Origin of the sequence: Alkalihalophilus pseudofirmus OF4, assembly GCF_000005825.2 — a bacterium.
In the GTDB taxonomy this organism is placed as follows: Bacteria; Bacillota; Bacilli; order Bacillales; family Bacillaceae_D; genus Alkalihalophilus; species Alkalihalophilus pseudofirmus.
On sequence record NC_013791.2, the window covers coordinates 1,276,811 to 1,294,080 of the forward strand.

At 41.3% G+C, this 17,270-nt stretch carries 18 protein-coding genes; 14 read left to right on the top strand and 4 right to left on the bottom strand.

Going from position 1 to position 17,270, the window contains the following annotated elements; all coding sequences use genetic code 11:
• The first annotated feature begins 44 nt into the window (after nt 1-44).
• From BPOF4_RS06425 to BPOF4_RS06450, 6 genes are all read left to right on the top strand, one after another.
• A complete protein-coding gene (locus tag BPOF4_RS06425) occupies nt 45-1,292 on the top strand; it encodes a DNA polymerase IV (protein ID WP_238446509.1) in 1,248 nt (415 codons plus the stop codon).
• A gap of 121 nt (nt 1,293-1,413) precedes the next feature.
• Nucleotides 1,414-4,056: a coiled-coil domain-containing protein gene (locus tag BPOF4_RS21160; protein ID WP_012958274.1), complete on the top strand. Its 2,643-nt coding sequence runs from the start codon at nt 1,414-1,416 to the stop codon at nt 4,054-4,056.
• Nucleotides 4,053-4,352 (top strand): EscU/YscU/HrcU family type III secretion system export apparatus switch protein, encoded by a 300-nt coding sequence (locus BPOF4_RS06435; protein ID WP_012958275.1) that lies wholly within the window; start codon nt 4,053-4,055, stop codon nt 4,350-4,352. Before BPOF4_RS21160 ends, BPOF4_RS06435 begins: the two co-directional genes overlap by 4 nt.
• A gap of 64 nt (nt 4,353-4,416) precedes the next feature.
• Complete coding sequence (gene fliS / locus BPOF4_RS06440) at nt 4,417-4,842, top strand: flagellar export chaperone FliS (RefSeq protein ID WP_012958276.1); 426 nt, start codon at nt 4,417-4,419, stop codon at nt 4,840-4,842.
• A gap of 14 nt (nt 4,843-4,856) precedes the next feature.
• Nucleotides 4,857-6,257 (top strand): flagellin N-terminal helical domain-containing protein, encoded by a 1,401-nt coding sequence (locus BPOF4_RS06445; protein WP_012958277.1) that lies wholly within the window; start codon nt 4,857-4,859, stop codon nt 6,255-6,257.
• A gap of 123 nt (nt 6,258-6,380) precedes the next feature.
• Entirely contained in the window at nt 6,381-6,818 is a 438-nt protein-coding gene (locus BPOF4_RS06450) for a YaaR family protein (protein WP_012958278.1), read from the top strand.
• 36 nt (nt 6,819-6,854) lie between these two features.
• On the opposite strand, the gene BPOF4_RS06455 is transcribed toward BPOF4_RS06450, so the two are convergent.
• Complete coding sequence (locus tag BPOF4_RS06455) at nt 6,855-7,466, bottom strand: CPBP family intramembrane glutamic endopeptidase (protein ID WP_012958279.1); 612 nt, start codon at nt 7,464-7,466, stop codon at nt 6,855-6,857.
• Between the two features lie 88 nt (nt 7,467-7,554).
• On the opposite strand from BPOF4_RS06455, the gene BPOF4_RS06460 reads away from it, so the two are divergent.
• Nucleotides 7,555-7,989, top strand: a complete 435-nt coding sequence (locus BPOF4_RS06460; protein ID WP_012958280.1) for an SRPBCC family protein — start codon at nt 7,555-7,557, stop codon at nt 7,987-7,989.
• A 311-nt stretch (nt 7,990-8,300) separates the two neighbouring features.
• Here the strand turns inward: BPOF4_RS06460 and namA are convergent, their stop codons facing one another.
• Both namA and cbpB read right to left on the bottom strand, forming a co-directional pair.
• Entirely contained in the window at nt 8,301-9,320 is a 1,020-nt protein-coding gene (gene namA / locus BPOF4_RS06465) for an NADPH dehydrogenase NamA (protein WP_012958281.1), read from the bottom strand.
• Nucleotides 9,321-9,371: 51 nt separating this feature from the next.
• Nucleotides 9,372-9,821: a cyclic-di-AMP-binding protein CbpB gene (gene cbpB, locus BPOF4_RS06470; RefSeq protein ID WP_012958282.1), complete on the bottom strand. Its 450-nt coding sequence runs from the start codon at nt 9,819-9,821 to the stop codon at nt 9,372-9,374.
• Nucleotides 9,822-9,982: 161 nt separating this feature from the next.
• On the opposite strand from cbpB, the gene BPOF4_RS06475 reads away from it, so the two are divergent.
• The 7 genes from BPOF4_RS06475 (at nt 9,983) to cysC (ending at nt 15,423) form a co-directional block, all read left to right on the top strand.
• Complete coding sequence (locus tag BPOF4_RS06475; protein WP_012958283.1) at nt 9,983-10,234, top strand: hypothetical protein; 252 nt, start codon at nt 9,983-9,985, stop codon at nt 10,232-10,234.
• A 175-nt stretch (nt 10,235-10,409) separates the two neighbouring features.
• Nucleotides 10,410-11,213 (top strand): DUF4097 family beta strand repeat-containing protein, encoded by an 804-nt coding sequence (locus BPOF4_RS06480; RefSeq protein WP_012958284.1) that lies wholly within the window; start codon nt 10,410-10,412, stop codon nt 11,211-11,213.
• 209 nt (nt 11,214-11,422) lie between these two features.
• The gene (locus BPOF4_RS21580) at nt 11,423-11,566 is read left to right on the top strand and encodes a YezD family protein (RefSeq protein WP_012958285.1); all 144 of its coding nucleotides are present in this window, start codon (nt 11,423-11,425) and stop codon (nt 11,564-11,566) included.
• 86 nt (nt 11,567-11,652) lie between these two features.
• Nucleotides 11,653-12,381 carry a phosphoadenylyl-sulfate reductase gene (locus tag BPOF4_RS06485; RefSeq protein WP_012958286.1) on the top strand — a complete coding sequence of 243 codons (729 nt, stop codon included), beginning with the start codon at nt 11,653-11,655 and terminating at the stop codon, nt 12,379-12,381.
• A 19-nt stretch (nt 12,382-12,400) separates the two neighbouring features.
• Nucleotides 12,401-13,546 carry a sulfate adenylyltransferase gene (sat, locus tag BPOF4_RS06490; RefSeq protein ID WP_012958287.1) on the top strand — a complete coding sequence of 382 codons (1,146 nt, stop codon included), beginning with the start codon at nt 12,401-12,403 and terminating at the stop codon, nt 13,544-13,546.
• 127 nt (nt 13,547-13,673) lie between these two features.
• On the top strand, nt 13,674-14,750 hold the full coding sequence (locus BPOF4_RS06495; protein ID WP_012958288.1) for an inorganic phosphate transporter: 1,077 nt from the start codon (nt 13,674-13,676) through the stop codon (nt 14,748-14,750).
• 67 nt (nt 14,751-14,817) lie between these two features.
• Nucleotides 14,818-15,423, top strand: a complete 606-nt coding sequence (cysC, locus tag BPOF4_RS06500; protein WP_012958289.1) for an adenylyl-sulfate kinase — start codon at nt 14,818-14,820, stop codon at nt 15,421-15,423.
• Nucleotides 15,424-15,484: 61 nt separating this feature from the next.
• Here cysC and BPOF4_RS06505 read toward each other — a convergent pair whose 3' ends face one another.
• Nucleotides 15,485-17,260 carry a S8 family peptidase gene (locus tag BPOF4_RS06505; protein ID WP_012958290.1) on the bottom strand — a complete coding sequence of 592 codons (1,776 nt, stop codon included), beginning with the start codon at nt 17,258-17,260 and terminating at the stop codon, nt 15,485-15,487.
• Nucleotides 17,261-17,270 lie beyond the last annotated feature (10 nt).

The following is a 17,270-nucleotide window of genomic DNA, read 5'->3' on the forward strand; positions in this document are numbered from 1 at the left end:
AAACGAACATTCTTTCGTATAATTAAGTGTAAAGGAGTGGGATCATCATGAATCAAAGAAGAGTTATTTTTCATATTGATATGAATAGCTTCTATGCCTCTGTGGAAATGTCATATGATCCCACTTTACGAGGAAAACCTCTTGCAATTGCCGGAAATGTTGAAGAGCGTCGCGGAATTATTGTCACCAGCAGTTATGAGGCTCGTGCAAAAGGGGTTAAAACAACGATGCCAGTTTGGAAGGCCCTTCGTCTTTGTCCGGACTTAGAGTTAAGAAGACCAAATTTTGAGCGGTACAAAGAATCGTCCCGTGCTTTATTTGAGTTATTAAGAGAATACACTCCGCTTGTTCAGCCAGTATCAATTGATGAAGGGTATTTGGATGTAACAGCGTATCTGTCCAAAATACACCCTCTGCATTTGGCCGCAGAAATTCAACGCCGTATTAAAGTAGAGCTTGATTTGCCATGTAGTATTGGTATTGCCCCAAATAAGTTTTTGGCAAAGATGGCAAGTGACATGAAAAAGCCTAATGGCATTACCATTTTGAGAAAACGAGATATGAAAGAGAAGTTATGGACTTTGCCAATTGGTGAGATGCACGGGATTGGAAGGCGCACTGTAGAAAAGTGGGAAAAGAAAGGGATCAAAACAATTGGTGATCTGGCACATGCTCAAATGGGAGATGTTCAAGCCTGGTTTGGAACAAACGGCCGAAAGCTTCACGAACGAGCAAATGGTATTGATCATCGCCCGGTAGACCCTGAGGCGATCTACGAATTTAAAACAATTGGCCATTCAACCACCTTAAAGCAAAATACTAAAAACATGGCGGTGATTGATCAAACGTTGAAGCAGTTATCCCAATCAGTCTCAAGGCGCCTTGAAAAAAAGCAAGTCTTTGCAAGAGGGATCCAGCTGACGATCCGCTATCATGATTGGCGAACGATTACGAGAAGCCAGAAGCTCTCAAATCCTGCTCAAAAACCTGAAGATCTCTATAAACAAGCTAAACAAATTTTCCTAAAAGCATGGAACCAAGAATCTGTCCGCTTACTAGGTGTCAGCACATACGATTTGATTGAGCAGCAATATGCTTATAAGCAACTCGATCTCTTTCATTATCAAGATGACATAAAAGAAGAAAAGCTTTCTCATTTAGTTAAGGAAGTGCATGAGAAATTCGGTGAGCAGGCACTGCAAAAAGGATTGTCTAGCAAATGGAAGAGAAAAGAAGAAACATCAACTGAAGAAGGTACGAGCTTTAGCAAAGATTTTCTAGAACCAGAATAATTCTGGTTCTTTTTTTGTTTTAAGAATGACCATGTAAGATGGGCAAGGACGTGCCGATATAAAGAATAAGAATAAAAAAGGTCGATGGATAATCGAAACGAAGACCGGGAGCGTGAGCCGCATGCAAGTCAATCACCTGCAGCAAATTCAAAATCAACAGCCAGAGCGGGCTATACCGTTACGTGAAGGTGATGTATATAAAGCAACAGTAAAAGAGAGAAAAGATCATAATGAAGCGCTTATCAGTCTTAGAGGAAGAGAGGTCCTGGCAAGGTTTGAAGGGGGCGTACCCTCTGGTGAGCGAGTGACGATACAAGTTGATCAAGTAAAAGAAGCTCATATCAATGTTCGAGCGGTTAATGAGGAGCCGCGCGCAGCTACTCAAGCAAACAACCAAAATAGAGATACGTTGAAGCAAACACTGCAAAATTTAGGTTCGAAAAATCCCACACCTGCGATGAGAGAAGGAGCGCAGGCCCTAATGGATAAAGGCGTTCCGCTTACTAGAGAGGGAGTGGCCGAATTAGACCGGTTTCTTAGAAGCGGTGATGCGGCAAACAGGTTAGAGACGGTTAAAGTGTTAGCGAATAAGCGCTTGGAAGTAACGTCGACTCATTTGAGAAGTGTCCACGAAGCATTACACGGACGCCCATATACACATGTGTTAAATGATCTCGCAAAGGAAGTAGATCCTGAATTTAAAGTGGAGCCAAGGGAACGGACGTCAGAAGGAAGGCAAGAGCTGCCAGCAAGGAACGGCGAACCTTTAGGCAGCAACCAAAACGGGAGAATGTCTCCTGATTATTTGCGTCAAATACGTCAAATGATTCAGCAGGATGCATCAATAGAGCGAGCTGTTCAAACGGCAAGAAGCCAAGTCGTTCAACATCCTCAGACATCACGTGACGCAGCTCAGTTAGTGGAACGCTCAACAACTGAAGCCGCTCATTTAACGAAAGTCGCCAAAGAGCGGGTGCAGGAGGCGGTAAGTCAGGTGCTGCGCCAATCTAGCGGCATTGACAGTCAAATCAATCGTGAGCTGCAAGCGATCAGCCAAGCAGGAGGTTCGATTGAGGAGGCTGTTGAAATGATGCGCACAGCACGTAGCAGCCAAGAACTATCTACCGCTCACCAGCAGCTAGTGGATAAGGCAGTCGCGCAAGCAATTCAATTAATTCAAGCTGGTCGAGAACAAATGATTCAGGCTCTTACTAAAAGCGAAGAATTGATCCAGTCGAATGTAAATGGGACAAGTAATTTGGATTCGATTCAGTCGAACTCCTTAGGCAGTGCATTGCTGGATGCGGGCAAAGCCCTTCAGCAGGAGCCGAATATACAACGTGTTATTCAAATGATTGAAACGTCACTACTGAATCACCCTGAAGTACCTAGAGAGACCCAAAAACAGCTCGGTGAAGCTTTAATAAAAGCAGCAGATTCAGCTGATAACGGTAGAGAAATGAGATCAAGACAACTTTTGAGCCAGGCTCTGATAGAAGTAGAACCATTGAAAATGAGTCTTGACTCTAATCAGTTTAGTCCTAATCAGACTGGACCAAACCAAAATGGAGCTAGCCTGCTGGGGGCAGACCAATACATTCAAAATGAGCTTTATCAAACAAGCCTCGAGGCGGCAAGTAAAAATATTGCTGTCACAACAGTTACTGAAAAATTAGCCGAAGCTGCCCAGAGGTTTAAACAATTTCAACGTGAGATCAGCCGGACATTGGACCAAATCATTCGTCAAACAGAACAGTTCAAACAGCATGCAGAACCGACTGCCAAACCGTTGCTTGAAACTACAATCAAAAAGTTAGATCATGCGATTCTTCGGTCTGAAATGATGCTTTTAACAGATATGAAGACAGAGAGAAGCCTAATGCAAGCCAGCAGCCAGCTTCAAGAAGCGAAAAAGCTGTTATCAAAGGGCCTTCATGAACAGGCTAATCAAATCGTAAAAGAGGTAAAGCAGCTAGTAGAAAGATTAAATTTCCAGCCATCAGAAACAAAAGTAAAGCATTACGTAGCGCTAAATGAACGCTCCGGTCAAGAAGGCCGCACACCTTCTCAGATCCTCTCACAGCAGTATAGTGAACATGCTCGTTCTCCGATCCAAGAAGGGTCGCCGCGTGCAATGTTTGAGATGATCAGAGGGATGGGGTTAAACCGTGATAGTGAGATTGCCCAGCAATTAGCAGCAGCAAAAGAGCATACTGAAATAAATGAACGTAATGTGAAAGCGACTCTTATGCAGATTGCTCGAGGTGAAGAAGAAGGGACTCGTTTAAATCAATTAGCGAATCAAGCCTTAAATAATATGACAGGTCAGCAATTATTAAGCAGGTCTGACCAACAAGCAAACATGCAAAGTTTATTTTTCAATTTGCCGATGCTGCTTCAAAATAAAGTAGAGAACTTACAAGTATTTGTGAACTCACGTAATGAGGGAGAGAAGGTAGACTGGGAGAATTGCAGTTTATTTTTCTTAATGGAAACTCATAAGATGGGGGAAGTGGGAATCGCTATTTCAGCTGCAGATCGTCAATTGTCGGTTACGTTAAAAAATGATGGAGAAGCATTTGAGAAAAAAATGGCCCCTTTGGTTGATCAAGCAGTAGAAAAGTTATCAGCGATAGGCTATTCAATCAAAGGCATTCAATATTCAAAGCTTAAACAAGACGAACAAGACCCTGCACTAGATCAAGTACAGAAAAAGGTCCAGACCCCTACGTTTACTGAGAAAGGATTTGACTTTAAAATATGATCGTCCAAAAACACTTTAACCAAACGAAGCGGCGGATTCAGAACGGACCAACTGCTGCTGTTATTCGTTATGATAAGGAAGACGGAAGTGCTCCAAAGGTGGTTGCACAAGGGAGGGGGCAGCTTGCGAATCAGATTATTCAGCTAGCCCATAAAAATGACATTCATATGCAAGAAGATGCGACACTCGTTTCGAATTTACTGGATATGGATTTAGGCGATAATATTCCTCCTCAGCTCTATTCAGTTATGGCAGAAATCTTGCTGCTGATTGAAGATATGGAGAAAAACTATTAAACAACCATCGACATAAGTCGATACTAATAGTGTCAAAAGAAAATGCAGACGGAGGTGGAAAGGTTTGACCACTTTCCTAACAAACGAAGCCCTTCATCAAAAGTCCTCTCAAGAATTGACAGCACTGTTGTATGAGGCTTGTTTAATAAACTTAGAAGATTCACTAGGGTTGATTGATCAAAAAGAATATGTAGAAGCGAACGCAAAACTGCAAAAAGCGAGTGATATCATTCATCGCCTAGGTGCTGGTATTAATTATGAAGCAGGGATCATTGCGGATCAGCTTGAGCAAGTATATAACTATGCGGCGGATAAAATTGTCGAAGCAAATATAAAAAAAGATAAAGCGATGATTGAAGAAGTCATTCAGATCATCGAATCGATCATGTCTTCATGGAATGAAGCGATGAAATCGAAAAAAGATATACAGCCGAAGATGATGAAACAAAAGGCGAATGCATACGAGTCAACCGCCATTTATCAAGATTAAAGGAGCCTCCTAAAATGAAAATTAATAATAATGTTCAAGCACTTAATGCTTACAGAAATCTATATCAAAATCAATTTCAAACGTCTAAAAACTTAGAGAAACTATCATCAGGTCTTCGTATTAACCGTGCTGCAGATGATGCAGCGGGTCTTGCAATCTCTGAGAAAATGCGTTCACAAATCCGCGGCCTAAAAATGGCTGAACGTAATGCAATGGACGGCATCTCTCTAATGCAAACATCTGAAGGAGCAATGCAGGAAGTACATACGATGCTGCAGCGCATGCGTGAATTAGCTGTCCAAGCAGCCAATGACACAAACACAGAATACGACCGCGAACAAATTCAAAAAGAGATTGACCAGTTGAAGCTGGAGATCGATTCCATTTCAGAGAAGACAGAGTTTAACACGAGGAAGCTGTTGAATGGGTTTAGTGCAGTGTTGACGACTTATGAAAATAATGCAAATGATATAAATCTAGTAGGGTTTCCTAAGGTGACAAATGCAAATCTTCCCTCTGGAGATTATCAAGTTGGTATCTCGGGAGCAGAATACAAGTATACTTTCACTCAAAAATCTGCTGGTTTAGGTTCTGATGAAGCAAATGACGTGACGTTTACTAAGGATATCGGTGAGGAACCTGCTATGCCATTTGGTGAGTATACAATTATGGTTAGAGAGGTTAATACAGATAATAACGATGCTAAAGTTGAAATATTAGATCCTAACGGTTTATCGCTTGGAAGCAAAGTGGTGAAGATTGGATCTGATGCATCAACTACTGGAGAAGATATATTTGGAATTTCAATTAATGCTTCAAAAATTAGTACAGCCGGTACGGTAAAAGTGAAAATGGAAGCAGAAGCGTCGGTTGTATTAAAAGATAATAACTCTACACCAGCTGTTGATATCCAAGCTGAAAGGAAATTGGTATCAAACAATGGATTATTTAAGCACGGTGGGATTGAATATCAGTTCAATACGAATATTACAGATGATACGCTTGATTTTAACATCACCAACAACGCTCTCTCTTTCCAAATCGGGCCTAACACAAACCAAAATGTAATGATTGATATCCCTCGCATGGACATCGTTACGTTAGGAATCGAGAATATTGATGTACTTTCAAACGCGGGTGCTAACTCGGCCATCTTCCAACTCGACCAAGCAATCAACAAGCTTTCTGATGCTCGTGCGAAGCTTGGGGCGGTTCAGAACCGTATGGAGCATACAATCAACAACCTTCAAGTTACTCATGAGAATTTAACGGCTTCTGAGTCTCGTATTCGTGATGCGGACATGGCACTTGAGATGACGGAATTTACTCGTAACAATATTTTAAATCAATCAGCAACAGCGATGCTTGCGCAAGCAAACCAATTGCCGCAAGGTGTGCTTCAATTATTACAATAATTAATACAATAACGGAAATGGGAAGGCGAGGAGACTTAAGTCTTTTCGCTTTTTCTCGTTTCATTACTTCCTATTTATGCTAAAATAACAGCACAGATAAGATCATGGTGAGGACGTGAGATCATGGATGTCGGGCGGATTGCTCGTACAGGACTTGGAAAGATTGAACCGAAAAAACAGGAAGCATCAGCTAAAGTTTCCTTTCAAGAAGTGATGGGGAAACAGCGTGATGAGAAAGCATACGAGAAGTTATCTCAATTAATGCAGAAGATTGATGATCAGGGGAAAGTCCTTGCTGAATCAAGAACGGTTGAAGAGCTGCGGAAATATAAGCAGCTAGTCAAAGAATTTATGGAAGATGCCTTACAATTTGGGTTAAGCCTTGAAGAGAGAAGGGGCTTTAACCGCAGGGGACGTACGAAGATCTACAAAATCGTACAAGAAGTCGATCGTAAACTGCTGGATTTAACTGATGCAGTCCTAGAAAAAGAGAAAAAAGGCTTGCAGATTCTTGATATGGTTGGAGAAATAAAAGGGCTGCTCGTTAATATTTATGCGTAAAACAAAGACCTGTGAAAATGACTCACAGGTCTTCTTTTATAACAGCGGGAACAGCAGTAATAAGAAAAGATCAAATACTAAGTGAGAAATAATCGCAATCCATAAGTTCCTTGTCTTCACATAGATATATGACCATACAAAACCAGCAATGAGGGCTGCTAATACTAATAGAATGCTTCCTGCGAATACATGGGCGAATGCATACAGCCCGGTTCCAAATAGTGCTGCTTTCATGGGAGTATAGCGCGTTAACAGCCGATTCACGATAAAACCGCGCCAGAACCACTCTTCACCCGGAATAATAATCAAAAATAAACATACATAATGAATGGCAGCACTAGGCTGAACAAGAGTATAGAGGGCCTGAAGCTGTTCCATTAAAGGCAGGCCGGTAACCTCGATCATCCATTTCCCAAATGCAAACAATAAATAAAGCAAAATTCCGCTCATTACCCCTACGAGCCAGCCGTTTAAGTTGATAGCCCTCACATCCATTTGGATACAAGAGAAGGCATAGATGGTTAAAATAAATAATGATAACGGGAATAGAATCCAAAAATCAATCGGCTGCCAATAAAAACTAATAGCAAGAAAAATCACAGCTAATCCATAACCAAATGGTGTAGACTTTAATATGTTGTGGTTCAAGTTCATTCCTTCTTTCAAAAGCAGTTTTGTTGATATACTCCGCTTACATTGATTATACTAAATCATACTTAATGAAGGAGTGATGTAGGTGGATACGTATATTTTTACATATGAAACGACAGTTGATGCTCCCATTGAAGAGGTATGGTCTTTTTTTCGAACAGCTGAAAATCTAGTTAAAATCACTTCTTTTCCAACGATTACCCTGCACTCTGATCCTGAAACAAGAGAAGGAAATACGATTCGTATGAAAATGGGGCTCGGACCTGTAGGGTCCGATTGGCATTCATACATTCAAGAAGTGAAGCCCCATGAATATTTCGTAGATGTGGGTGTGAAGCTTCCTTTTCCTCTTAAATCATGGCGGCATACACATTCATTTGTAAAAAGAGGTGACTCCACGGTAATGAGAGACAATGTTGAAATCCAATCAATCCTGCCGACTTCTATCCTAAGGCTGGCTCTTCATGGGATGTTCCGCGGGAGAGCAGATGCAGTTCGCCGCCATTTCAATCGGCTGTGATCTTACTTCAGACCGCAGTTAAGGCTGCTTTTGTATCTTTTCAGCTGCTATATGCGTCAGTCAGTTAAGCAATTGCGTGGGTCCATCAGCTATATGCGCCGGTTCACGGCTTAATTGCGCGCATTCATTGTTATTGCGCCTGTTAAGCCTGCTTATGCGTCACTGCTAAGCTGAATTGTATTCTTTCCCAGTGTTATTGCGTCACTCACTCTGCACTTGTTTTTTTGTATCGCTCCCAATCGCCCACCACACTCGCACGCAACCATATAATCATCAAAACAAAAGGCTGCCCGCAAAGGCAGCCTTTTCTCTTAGTTCCAGCCTCGTTCATATGGGGTTGGAGCTTCAATTTTTGTATTTAATTCAAGTGCTGCCTGGCGTGGCCAGTACGGGTTTCGGAGTAATTCACGACCGATAAAGATGAGGTCGGCTCGTTCGTTTCGTAAAATTTCTTCTGCTTGCAGTCCTGATGTAATCATTCCTACAGCTCCTGTTGCAATTCCTGCTTCGCGTCTTATTGTTTCTGCAAATTTTACCTGATAGCCAGGATAAACAGGAATAGCGGCCGGTACGACAGCACCAGAGCTTGTGTCAATTAAATCGACACCTTGCTCTTTTAGCCATGCAGACAGCTGAATGAAATCTTCCATCGAATTGCCGCCGTCAGCATACTCGCAAGCTGAGAGGCGGACGAATAGCGGGCCAGTCCAAACCGTCTTTACTTCATCGACAATTTTTTTCAAGAAGACGTATCTTGCTTCTAGTGAACCGCCATATTCATCGTTCCGTTTATTTGTTAATGGCGAGAGAAATTCATTAATTAAGTAACCGTGTGCACCATGCAGCTCAATTACATCAAAGCCTGCTTCTTTCGCACGAACGGCACCTTCTTTAAAGGCTTCAATCGTCTCTTCAATTTGAGACGTGGTCATCTCAACAGGAGTACGCATTTCCTCATTAAAAGCTAAAGCTGAAGGGGCAAAAATATCGCCTTCAACCATTGATTTACGTCCAGCGTGAGCAAGCTGTATCGCAGCTTTTGCTCCGTGTGCTTGAATTCGCTCGACTACTTCTTTTAACCCTTCAACATGAGCATCTTCCCATATTCCGAGGTCTTGATCTGAGATACGGCCTTGAGGATCTACTGCCGTTGCTTCTATCATGACAAGACCAGCTTGACCGATTGCTCTTGCTTCATAATGAGCAAGGTGAAAAGGACGTGTCTTGCCATCTTTTGTATCACTTGAGTACATGCACATAGGTGACATGACAATTCTATTTTTTATTTCAACGTCTTTTATTTTATATGGCGAAAAAAGCATACGGTTCAACGACATCATCTCCTTATACTCTTGCTGCTGACTTATAAGTTAGTAGTTTGTTTAATTGGCTTCTACTTGATGCAGGTATTTACTAACCAAGGCCAAGATTGAACGTCTAGTTAATAGGGCAATAAACGAATTGTCTTCATCAAGGACGCATATAAAAGGGTGATTAATGACAAGGGTAAGTGCCTTGGCGAACGTTTCATCTATGTAGATTGTAGGGACTTCGTTATCCATTACATCACCGACGCTTTTTTCAGACAATCGGTCCATTTCAATTTGCTCAAGGCCTAATAGTGAATCTAAGATTAATGATTTACTAATCAATCCATGTAATTTAAAGGAAGGATCAAGTACTGGGATCGCAGTATAACCGGATTTAATAAGAACAAGAAGGGCATGTTCTAGTGGGTTTGCTAAATGAACGTGAGCCACTTTTTCACTTGGAATAAGCATATCGAAGATTTCAGGTTCTGACAGCGGCTTATTTTTTAAATGCTGGATCATCTTAATCACTTCTTTATCTAAGATTTGGAAAACATCACATCTCTTCTATCCTACAAGTGAAAGTGGATTATTGTCAACGGAACTGCCTGATTTAAACACTTTTATAAAGTATGAGCATCCACGGTTCAGGCCAAACTAAGATATAAAAAAAGGTGAGATGTATGCATACAAAACAAACGGTAAGGTACATATGCGAGATTTACTCTTCAGGTAATGAGTATTTCTATAAAAGAGAGCTAATTACGCATGATAGTTGGGACAATATTGAATCATTAAGCTGGTCTGCACCTAGACCGATCTCTAAAAGTACTTTTATGAAAAGAAAAAAAGAAGGATATAAAACGGAAATTGAAAGAGTAGACAGACCTCCTGCCAAAGTGATTGCTTTTCCTGTAATGCCTTCCCGCGATTGATGAAGAATACGTGAACAAATCGTGAAAAATCGCATCAAATTATCCCTGCAGACCGAGTCTTAATAATGACTTATTATCCTGAATCGGCTACACTATACAGAGCAGAGTTCTATATTCGATTGAAAAAGTCAGCTCACATAGATATCAACTGATTCATTATGAGAGCAGGGTATAGATGATTGGAATGATTGGAGCGATTAGGAAAATGAAGAAAAAAATAAGTGCATTTCTTGGTGTTATAGCAGCAGGGTTTCTGCTTGCCGGTTGTAACTTAGTCACATTTGTAGAAGAAGAAACATTAAGTCTCCCGCTAGCCGAACATGAGCTGCTTGAGGTGGTACATGAAGAAGGAGAAGTAACGATAACGGGAGAAGAAGGACTTGAAGACATTATAGTCGAAGTGAAATACGAGGTTCTAGGTGAAGAGTTAGAGGAAGCCGAGAGCTTCTACCGAGCGAATACGGCAGTATCGCTTGAAAGCGCGGGGGAAGCAGCTAAATTAATTACTTCCATCAAAAGAGGTTCAAACCAAGAGCAAGCAAATATCCATTTAGATATTAAAGTGCCAGAGGAACTTCCGATCGTTTACCGACAGAAAGAGGGAGGGTTTGAAGCTTCAAACCTATCTGGTGATATCAATGTTCAGCACGGTCGAGGTGCACTTGCTATGAATGATATTAGCGGTGATATTACGCTGACAGATGGTGCAGGAGCAGCTTCTTTTGAACGGATCACAGGTCAGCTGCAACTAAACATCAATGCAGGGGCTACCACTATCTCAGATTCTAATGGAACGGTATTATTTACAGCTGGTTCAGGGGACGTAACGATTTCTGATCATAATGGGGACATTACTCTAAGGAGTGGAAATGGGGATGTAGCCATTAATAATATTGATGGAAATGTAACCATATTAGAGTCTAAAGGCGGTAAGTTTGAGATTGAGGGTGTCACAGGAGAAGTGAAAACGCCTGAATAAAATAATGATTAAATCATCAATATAAAGCCGCTACATGCGGCTTTTTTATTTTGTGGAAATTTCAGGATGAGAATTAGTGCCCAATTTTTCAAAAAAGTTAGAAGGATCATTGACAATTTGGAGATAGATGGATAGAATACTATTAAACTAATAATTCATATCAAATTACAAGGAATTAAACTTCTCCTAATGTAAAAGAGGAGGTCAATATGAGTAAACAAACAGAGTGGGAGCTTCTTTCAGAACGATTACAAGCCATGCTGAAAAACTTACAATACGGATCAGTCACGATTGTGGTACAGGATGGAAAAATTGTTCAACTTGAAAAAAATGAAAAACAACGATTGAAATAGCTAGCTGACTAGACAAACTAGAGGCGGCATTCAAAAGGGAAACCCTTTTTGAATGCCGCTTTTTCAATCTAAGAGGAGGGACAATAATGGAGGTCACATATCAATCCTTACATGAACAGGATTATAAAAGCCTAAACGACCAATTGAAAAATAAAGACAGCTTAGATGTTTTAAAGTGGGCCTATCAAACATTTGGGAATGAATTAGTCTACTCCTGCAGTTTCGGTGCAGAAGGTATGGTTTTAATTGATCTTATTTCAAAGGTTAAAAAGGATGCAAAGATTGTCTTTTTGGATACCGATTTTCATTTTAAAGAAACGTACGAATTGATAGAGCAGGTGAAAAACAAGTATCCGACACTTACGATTGAATTAAAGAAGCCGTCTTTAACCCCAGTTGAACAGTCGGAAATACATGGAGAAGAGCTATGGAAAACGAATCCAGATCTATGCTGCCAGCTGCGCAAGCTTACTCCTCTTGAATCAGTTTTAAGTGAACATCAAGCATGGATTTCAGGATTGCGGCGAGAGCAGTCTCCTACACGAGCAAATACGCAGTTTATAAACAAAGATCAACGTTTTCAATCGATTAAAGTTTGCCCGTTGATTCATTGGACGGAAGAAGAAATTTGGATGTACATCAAACTCCATAAGCTGCCTTATAACGCGCTTCATGATCAGAATTTTCCGAGTATTGGCTGTGAATTCTGTACGAAGCCTGTTCAACCTGGTGAGGACCCCAGAAGCGGTAGGTGGGCAGGCTCGGCCAAAAAGGAATGCGGCTTACATTTAGGTGACAAACAAAAAAATAATTAATTTAATGGAGGAATAAATCATGTCAACAATCAAACCACATGGCGGAACCCTAATAAACCGGTATAAACCGGATACAGCACTTGATACAATCATAAAGGAAATTGAGCTCGACTCGTTTGCATTATCTGACCTGGAACTAATTGGGATTGGAGCGTTCAGTCCTTTAACAGGCTTTTTAGGAAAAGAAGACTACTTATCTGTTGTAGACAATATGAGATTAAAAGACGGAACGGTATGGAGTATTCCGGTTACATTGCCGGTTACAGAAGAGAAGGCAAGTGAGCTTTCGGTCGGCGAGAAAGTTAAATTAACGTTTGAAGGGGAGGTATACGGTGCGATTGAGGTTCGGGAAATCTATGAACCTGATAAAGAAAGAGAGGCAGAGCAGGTTTATCGTACCTCAGATCTTGCTCATCCTGGAGTAGCTAAGCTCCTAGATCGTCCAAATGTATATGTAGCGGGTCCGATTACATTGGTAAAACGGGTAGAACGAGGACGTTTTCAGTCTTATCATTTAGACCCAGTGGAAACACGTCAAACCTTTACAGATCTAGGGTGGAAGAAAGTCGTTGGTTTTCAAACGAGAAACCCGGTACACCGTGCCCATGAGTATATTCAAAAAACAGCATTAGAAATTGTAGACGGCTTATTTTTGAATCCATTAGTAGGGGATACAAAGGCTGACGATATTCCTGCAGATGTAAGGATGGAAAGTTATGAAGTCTTACTTGATAAATATTATCCAAAAGATCGTGTATTCCTAGCAGTATTTCCAGCTGCAATGAGATATGCAGGACCGCGTGAAGCTATATTCCATGCCCTTGTTCGTAAAAACTATGGCTGCACTCACTTTATCGTAGGCAGAGACCATGCGGGTGTAGGTGATTATTACGGTACCTATGATGCTCAGTTGATTTTTGGAAACTTTACTGAAGATGAGCTTGGAATCACACCATTATTTTTTGAGCATAGCTTTTATTGCAAAGCATGCGGAAACATGGCTTCCACAAAAACTTGCCCGCATGGGAAAGAAGATCATGTTATCCTCTCAGGCACAAAGGTTCGTGAGATGCTTAGTAACGGAATCACTCCGCCGCCTGAGTTTAGTCGTAAAGAGGTCATTGAAGTCTTAATAAAAGGCATGCAGAAAAGTGTTCATGCTTAGTAGGTGAATGAAACATGGTATGACAAGGAATGATCAGTCGTCATAGTCTGAGGCGATGAAAGATTTACCTCAAACCGTTTTAGACCATCCTGCATGACACATTGAAAAAGAAAGTAGGCGAGCAGGCATGTTGACGATTGCAGCGTTTGCCATTGCATTTTTCTTCGCAATGAATATTGGAGCAAGTGGAACAGCAGCTGCTATGGGGCCGGCCTATGGCAGCGGCGCTGTACCGAATAAACGGATTGCGATGCTTCTTGTAGGAGTATTTGCATTCTTAGGGGCACTGGCCGGCGGTGAAGTAGTTCGGACGATCGGCAGCGGCATCATTCCTGCTGATATCGTAGATGTTGAATTAGTAATCATTATTTTAGCATCAGCATGCTTAACCTTATTTATAGCTAATTTACTAGGCATTCCATTATCAACAAGTGAAGTCGTAGTAGGTGCAATTGTTGGGGCAGGGATAGCTTATCAAGCTCTTTACTTCGATAAATTGTTAGTCATTGTATCGTTTTGGGTGATTGTCCCGGTTGTAGCATTTATAGTTGCCTACTTAGCTGGTCACCTTGTAAATAAAGCGGAAAAAAAGTGGCCTCTCTTAACGGGTAAAGGGAAGTGGAGAAAGCCGTTAGTCATTCTATTAATTGTCTGCGGCTGCTTAGAAGCATTTGCAGCCGGCATGAACAATGTAGCCAATGCAGTTGGTCCTCTTGTTGGGGCAGGGTTGATTGATGTGAGGACAGCTGTATTATTTGGAGGGGCTTTTGTCGCCTTGGGAGCACTGCTTTTAGGTGGAAAGGTGCTTGAGACAAACGGGAAAAAGATCACAAGACTCTCACTGCTGCAAGGAAGTACGGTTTCAATAACAGGCGGCGGATTAGTCATTGTCGCGTCGTTGTTTGGACTGCCGGTTCCTCTTACACAAGTGACAACTGGAGCCATTGTAGGAATTGGCACCGCTAAAAACGGGTTTAGGTTGTGGCAAAAAGGCATTTTGAAACAAATTGCCAAAGTGTGGGTAGTATCACCGGTATTTTCTCTTGTAATGAGTTACGGATTGATTTTACTGTTTAGGCAAGCAGATTACTATACGTTTTTCGTTATTTTTAGTGTTTTCTTAGCAACTATTGGTTCGATCAGCCTCTATATACAGGTGAAAACGGAACGACGAACAACGTATGATGAGGGTGGAGGAATTTAATAGATCACCAGCTGGTTTATCCTTAAAACATAGTAAATAGATCAAAATAATTGGAGTGATGTACAGGATGACTAATCAAGAAGCTAACAATATCGTTTGGCATGAAGCAGCGATTACAAAAAAAGAACGTCAAAAAAAGAATGAACATCGCAGTGCCATATTGTGGTTTACCGGGCTGTCTGGAGCTGGAAAATCAACATTAGCTAATGCGCTTGAACAGGAATTGTTTAAACGTGGTTTAAGCAGTTATATCCTTGATGGAGATAATGTTCGACATGGTTTAAATAAAGGGTTGGGGTTTAGTGATGATGACCGGAAAGAGAACATTAGAAGAATTGGTGAAGTGGCAAAATTATTTGTAGATGCTGGCAGTATTGTCTGCACAGCCTTCATTTCTCCTTTTAAAGAAGATCGCAACAATGTTCGAGCGTTAGTTGAGGAAGATGAGTTTATTGAGATTTATGTAAAAGCCTCTCTTGAAACATGTGAATCTCGTGACCCTAAAGGCTTATACAAAAAAGCACGTAGTGGAGAAATCTCTGAATTCACAGGAATTAGTTCCCCTTACGAAGAACCTGACCATCCAGAGCTGACGATTGACTCAGACTCTTTAAGTGTTGAGCAGTCCGTTGAGAAAATTACATTGTACTTAGCAGATCGAGGCATCATTTAAGAAGAAAGAAACACGGTCCGAGCATCATTATGCTGCTCACCGTGTTTCTTTTTCCTCATGATTATCTACCAGTAAGTGATTCTAATGCATTAGCGACATCAATTTCTCCGTGTCCGTAATACGCATCATGTCCTTCGGTTCCGAGGTCACGTGCGGTATTACGAATCACATCATAGACTTGCTCCACGTTAAAATCTGGACGCATCGCACGAATCAGCCCAGCTAGTCCAGCTACATGAGGGGAAGCCATTGAAGTTCCAGACATAACCGTGTACTGATTATTAGGGAACAAACTAGGAATGTGTGCACCTGGAGCTGCCACATCAATATGCTGTCCGTAATTGGAGAAGAAGGCACGATTTCTAGTGTCATCGACTGCAGCTACAGTTAGTACTTCTTCATACTGTGCTGGATACATTGGGTCTTCGACGTTGTCATTTCCTGATGCTGCAATTAAGACCACGTCATTTTCATACGCATACCTTACTGCGTCTTGTAACACATCTGCGTGATAGTAATCCCCGAGGCTCATATTAATAACATCTGCCCCGTTATCAACCGCCCAATAAATCCCTTTTGCTACCTCATATGACGACCCTTCTCCGTTATCATTTAACACTTTAACAGGGAGGATCTTACTATGCCAAGAAACACCTGCGATGCCGGTTACGTTATTTGTCAGTGCGGCTGCTACTCCCGCTACATGTGTTCCGTGACCATGAGCATCTGAGTGGTCTGAAGATTCATCAAAAGCATTAAATCCAGTAAGAAGTTTATCTTTTAAGTCTTGATGTTCAGGGTCTACTCCAGTATCAAGGATGGCAATTGTTACATCTTTACCACCAGAAAGATTCCATCCCTGGCTCATTTCGATTTGCTCGAGATTCCATTGATAATCAGCGAAAAATTCGTCATTTGGTACGGTGAATTGCGGGGTGATGCCTGTTTGAGTAAATACATAGTTAGGCTCAGCAAATGCCAAATCATAATCTCTGCGAAGTCTTTGAATCAAAGCTTCGGTCGTTTCGGTTTCACTTTTCACCACGTAAAATGGATCGTTCTGCTTTACGACAGTTAAATCTTGATTATCTGTAAACCAAGCAGTATTATTTTGCGGACGTTTGAATTTGATTACTGCTTGATGTTCCACGTAAGTTAATTTTTCTTTATCTGGCTGTTCGGATTGAACCACAATCTGCCAACCTAATACTGGCACCGTTTCTGCCTTAATCGATTCGGGTAAATCAGCCGTTGTTTTCCAATCGATGTTAGGGTTATCACCTGAAACGAAGAAGTTACCGTTTGAGTCTGCTACAGCAGCAGTATTACGGATAAATGCTTTAACAAAGGAAAGATCTACTTCTCCGAGAATCGTATGTCCGCCTTCGCTTTTTTCACCCATTAACATATACATTTTGCCGTCTTGTTCATACGGGTCTGAGAACTCACTATTCATATGATGATGTGTGAGTAAATTGGAATTAGAAGTCGACATGTCTCCGACTATGATTTCAGGCTGATCATCTTTTAGAAGGGCAAATCCATTAAAATGAGGATGTTCCTGCACTTCTTCACTAAAGCGTTTTTGTATTTCTGAGTCCGTTAAATCAGCATCTCCCCAGCGCTGGAGCTGAGCTGATAGTTGTTTTAAAAACATGGACGTGGTCAAAGCTAGATCTTGAGCCATTAATTGGTCCATTGCATTCGTTTCTAGTTTCTTTGGGATCTCTTTCGACTGAATTGCAATTTGGTTATCATCAATTAGAGCACGTCCTATCATTGCTAAAGCTAAACCCACTACAGCAACAATAGCAACGGTTTTTGCCATTCTCCACATTATCCTTGCT

Coding starts and splice junctions, on each gene's coding strand:
- BPOF4_RS21160 (WP_012958274.1), top strand. CDS start 1,414: ATGCAAGTCAATCACCTGCAGCAAATTCAAAATCAACAGCCAGAGCGG.
- BPOF4_RS06435 (WP_012958275.1), top strand. CDS start 4,053: ATGATCGTCCAAAAACACTTTAACCAAACGAAGCGGCGGATTCAGAAC.
- BPOF4_RS06445 (WP_012958277.1), top strand. CDS start 4,857: ATGAAAATTAATAATAATGTTCAAGCACTTAATGCTTACAGAAATCTA.
- BPOF4_RS06450 (WP_012958278.1), top strand. CDS start 6,381: ATGGATGTCGGGCGGATTGCTCGTACAGGACTTGGAAAGATTGAACCG.
- cbpB (WP_012958282.1), bottom strand. CDS start 9,821: ATGATCCAGCATTTAAAAAATAAGCCGCTGTCAGAACCTGAAATCTTC.
- BPOF4_RS06475 (WP_012958283.1), top strand. CDS start 9,983: ATGCATACAAAACAAACGGTAAGGTACATATGCGAGATTTACTCTTCA.
- BPOF4_RS06480 (WP_012958284.1), top strand. CDS start 10,410: ATGATTGGAATGATTGGAGCGATTAGGAAAATGAAGAAAAAAATAAGT.
- BPOF4_RS21580 (WP_012958285.1), top strand. CDS start 11,423: ATGAGTAAACAAACAGAGTGGGAGCTTCTTTCAGAACGATTACAAGCC.
- BPOF4_RS06485 (WP_012958286.1), top strand. CDS start 11,653: ATGGAGGTCACATATCAATCCTTACATGAACAGGATTATAAAAGCCTA.
- sat (WP_012958287.1), top strand. CDS start 12,401: ATGTCAACAATCAAACCACATGGCGGAACCCTAATAAACCGGTATAAA.
- BPOF4_RS06495 (WP_012958288.1), top strand. CDS start 13,674: ATGTTGACGATTGCAGCGTTTGCCATTGCATTTTTCTTCGCAATGAAT.
- cysC (WP_012958289.1), top strand. CDS start 14,818: ATGACTAATCAAGAAGCTAACAATATCGTTTGGCATGAAGCAGCGATT.
- BPOF4_RS06505 (WP_012958290.1), bottom strand. CDS start 17,260: ATGTGGAGAATGGCAAAAACCGTTGCTATTGTTGCTGTAGTGGGTTTA.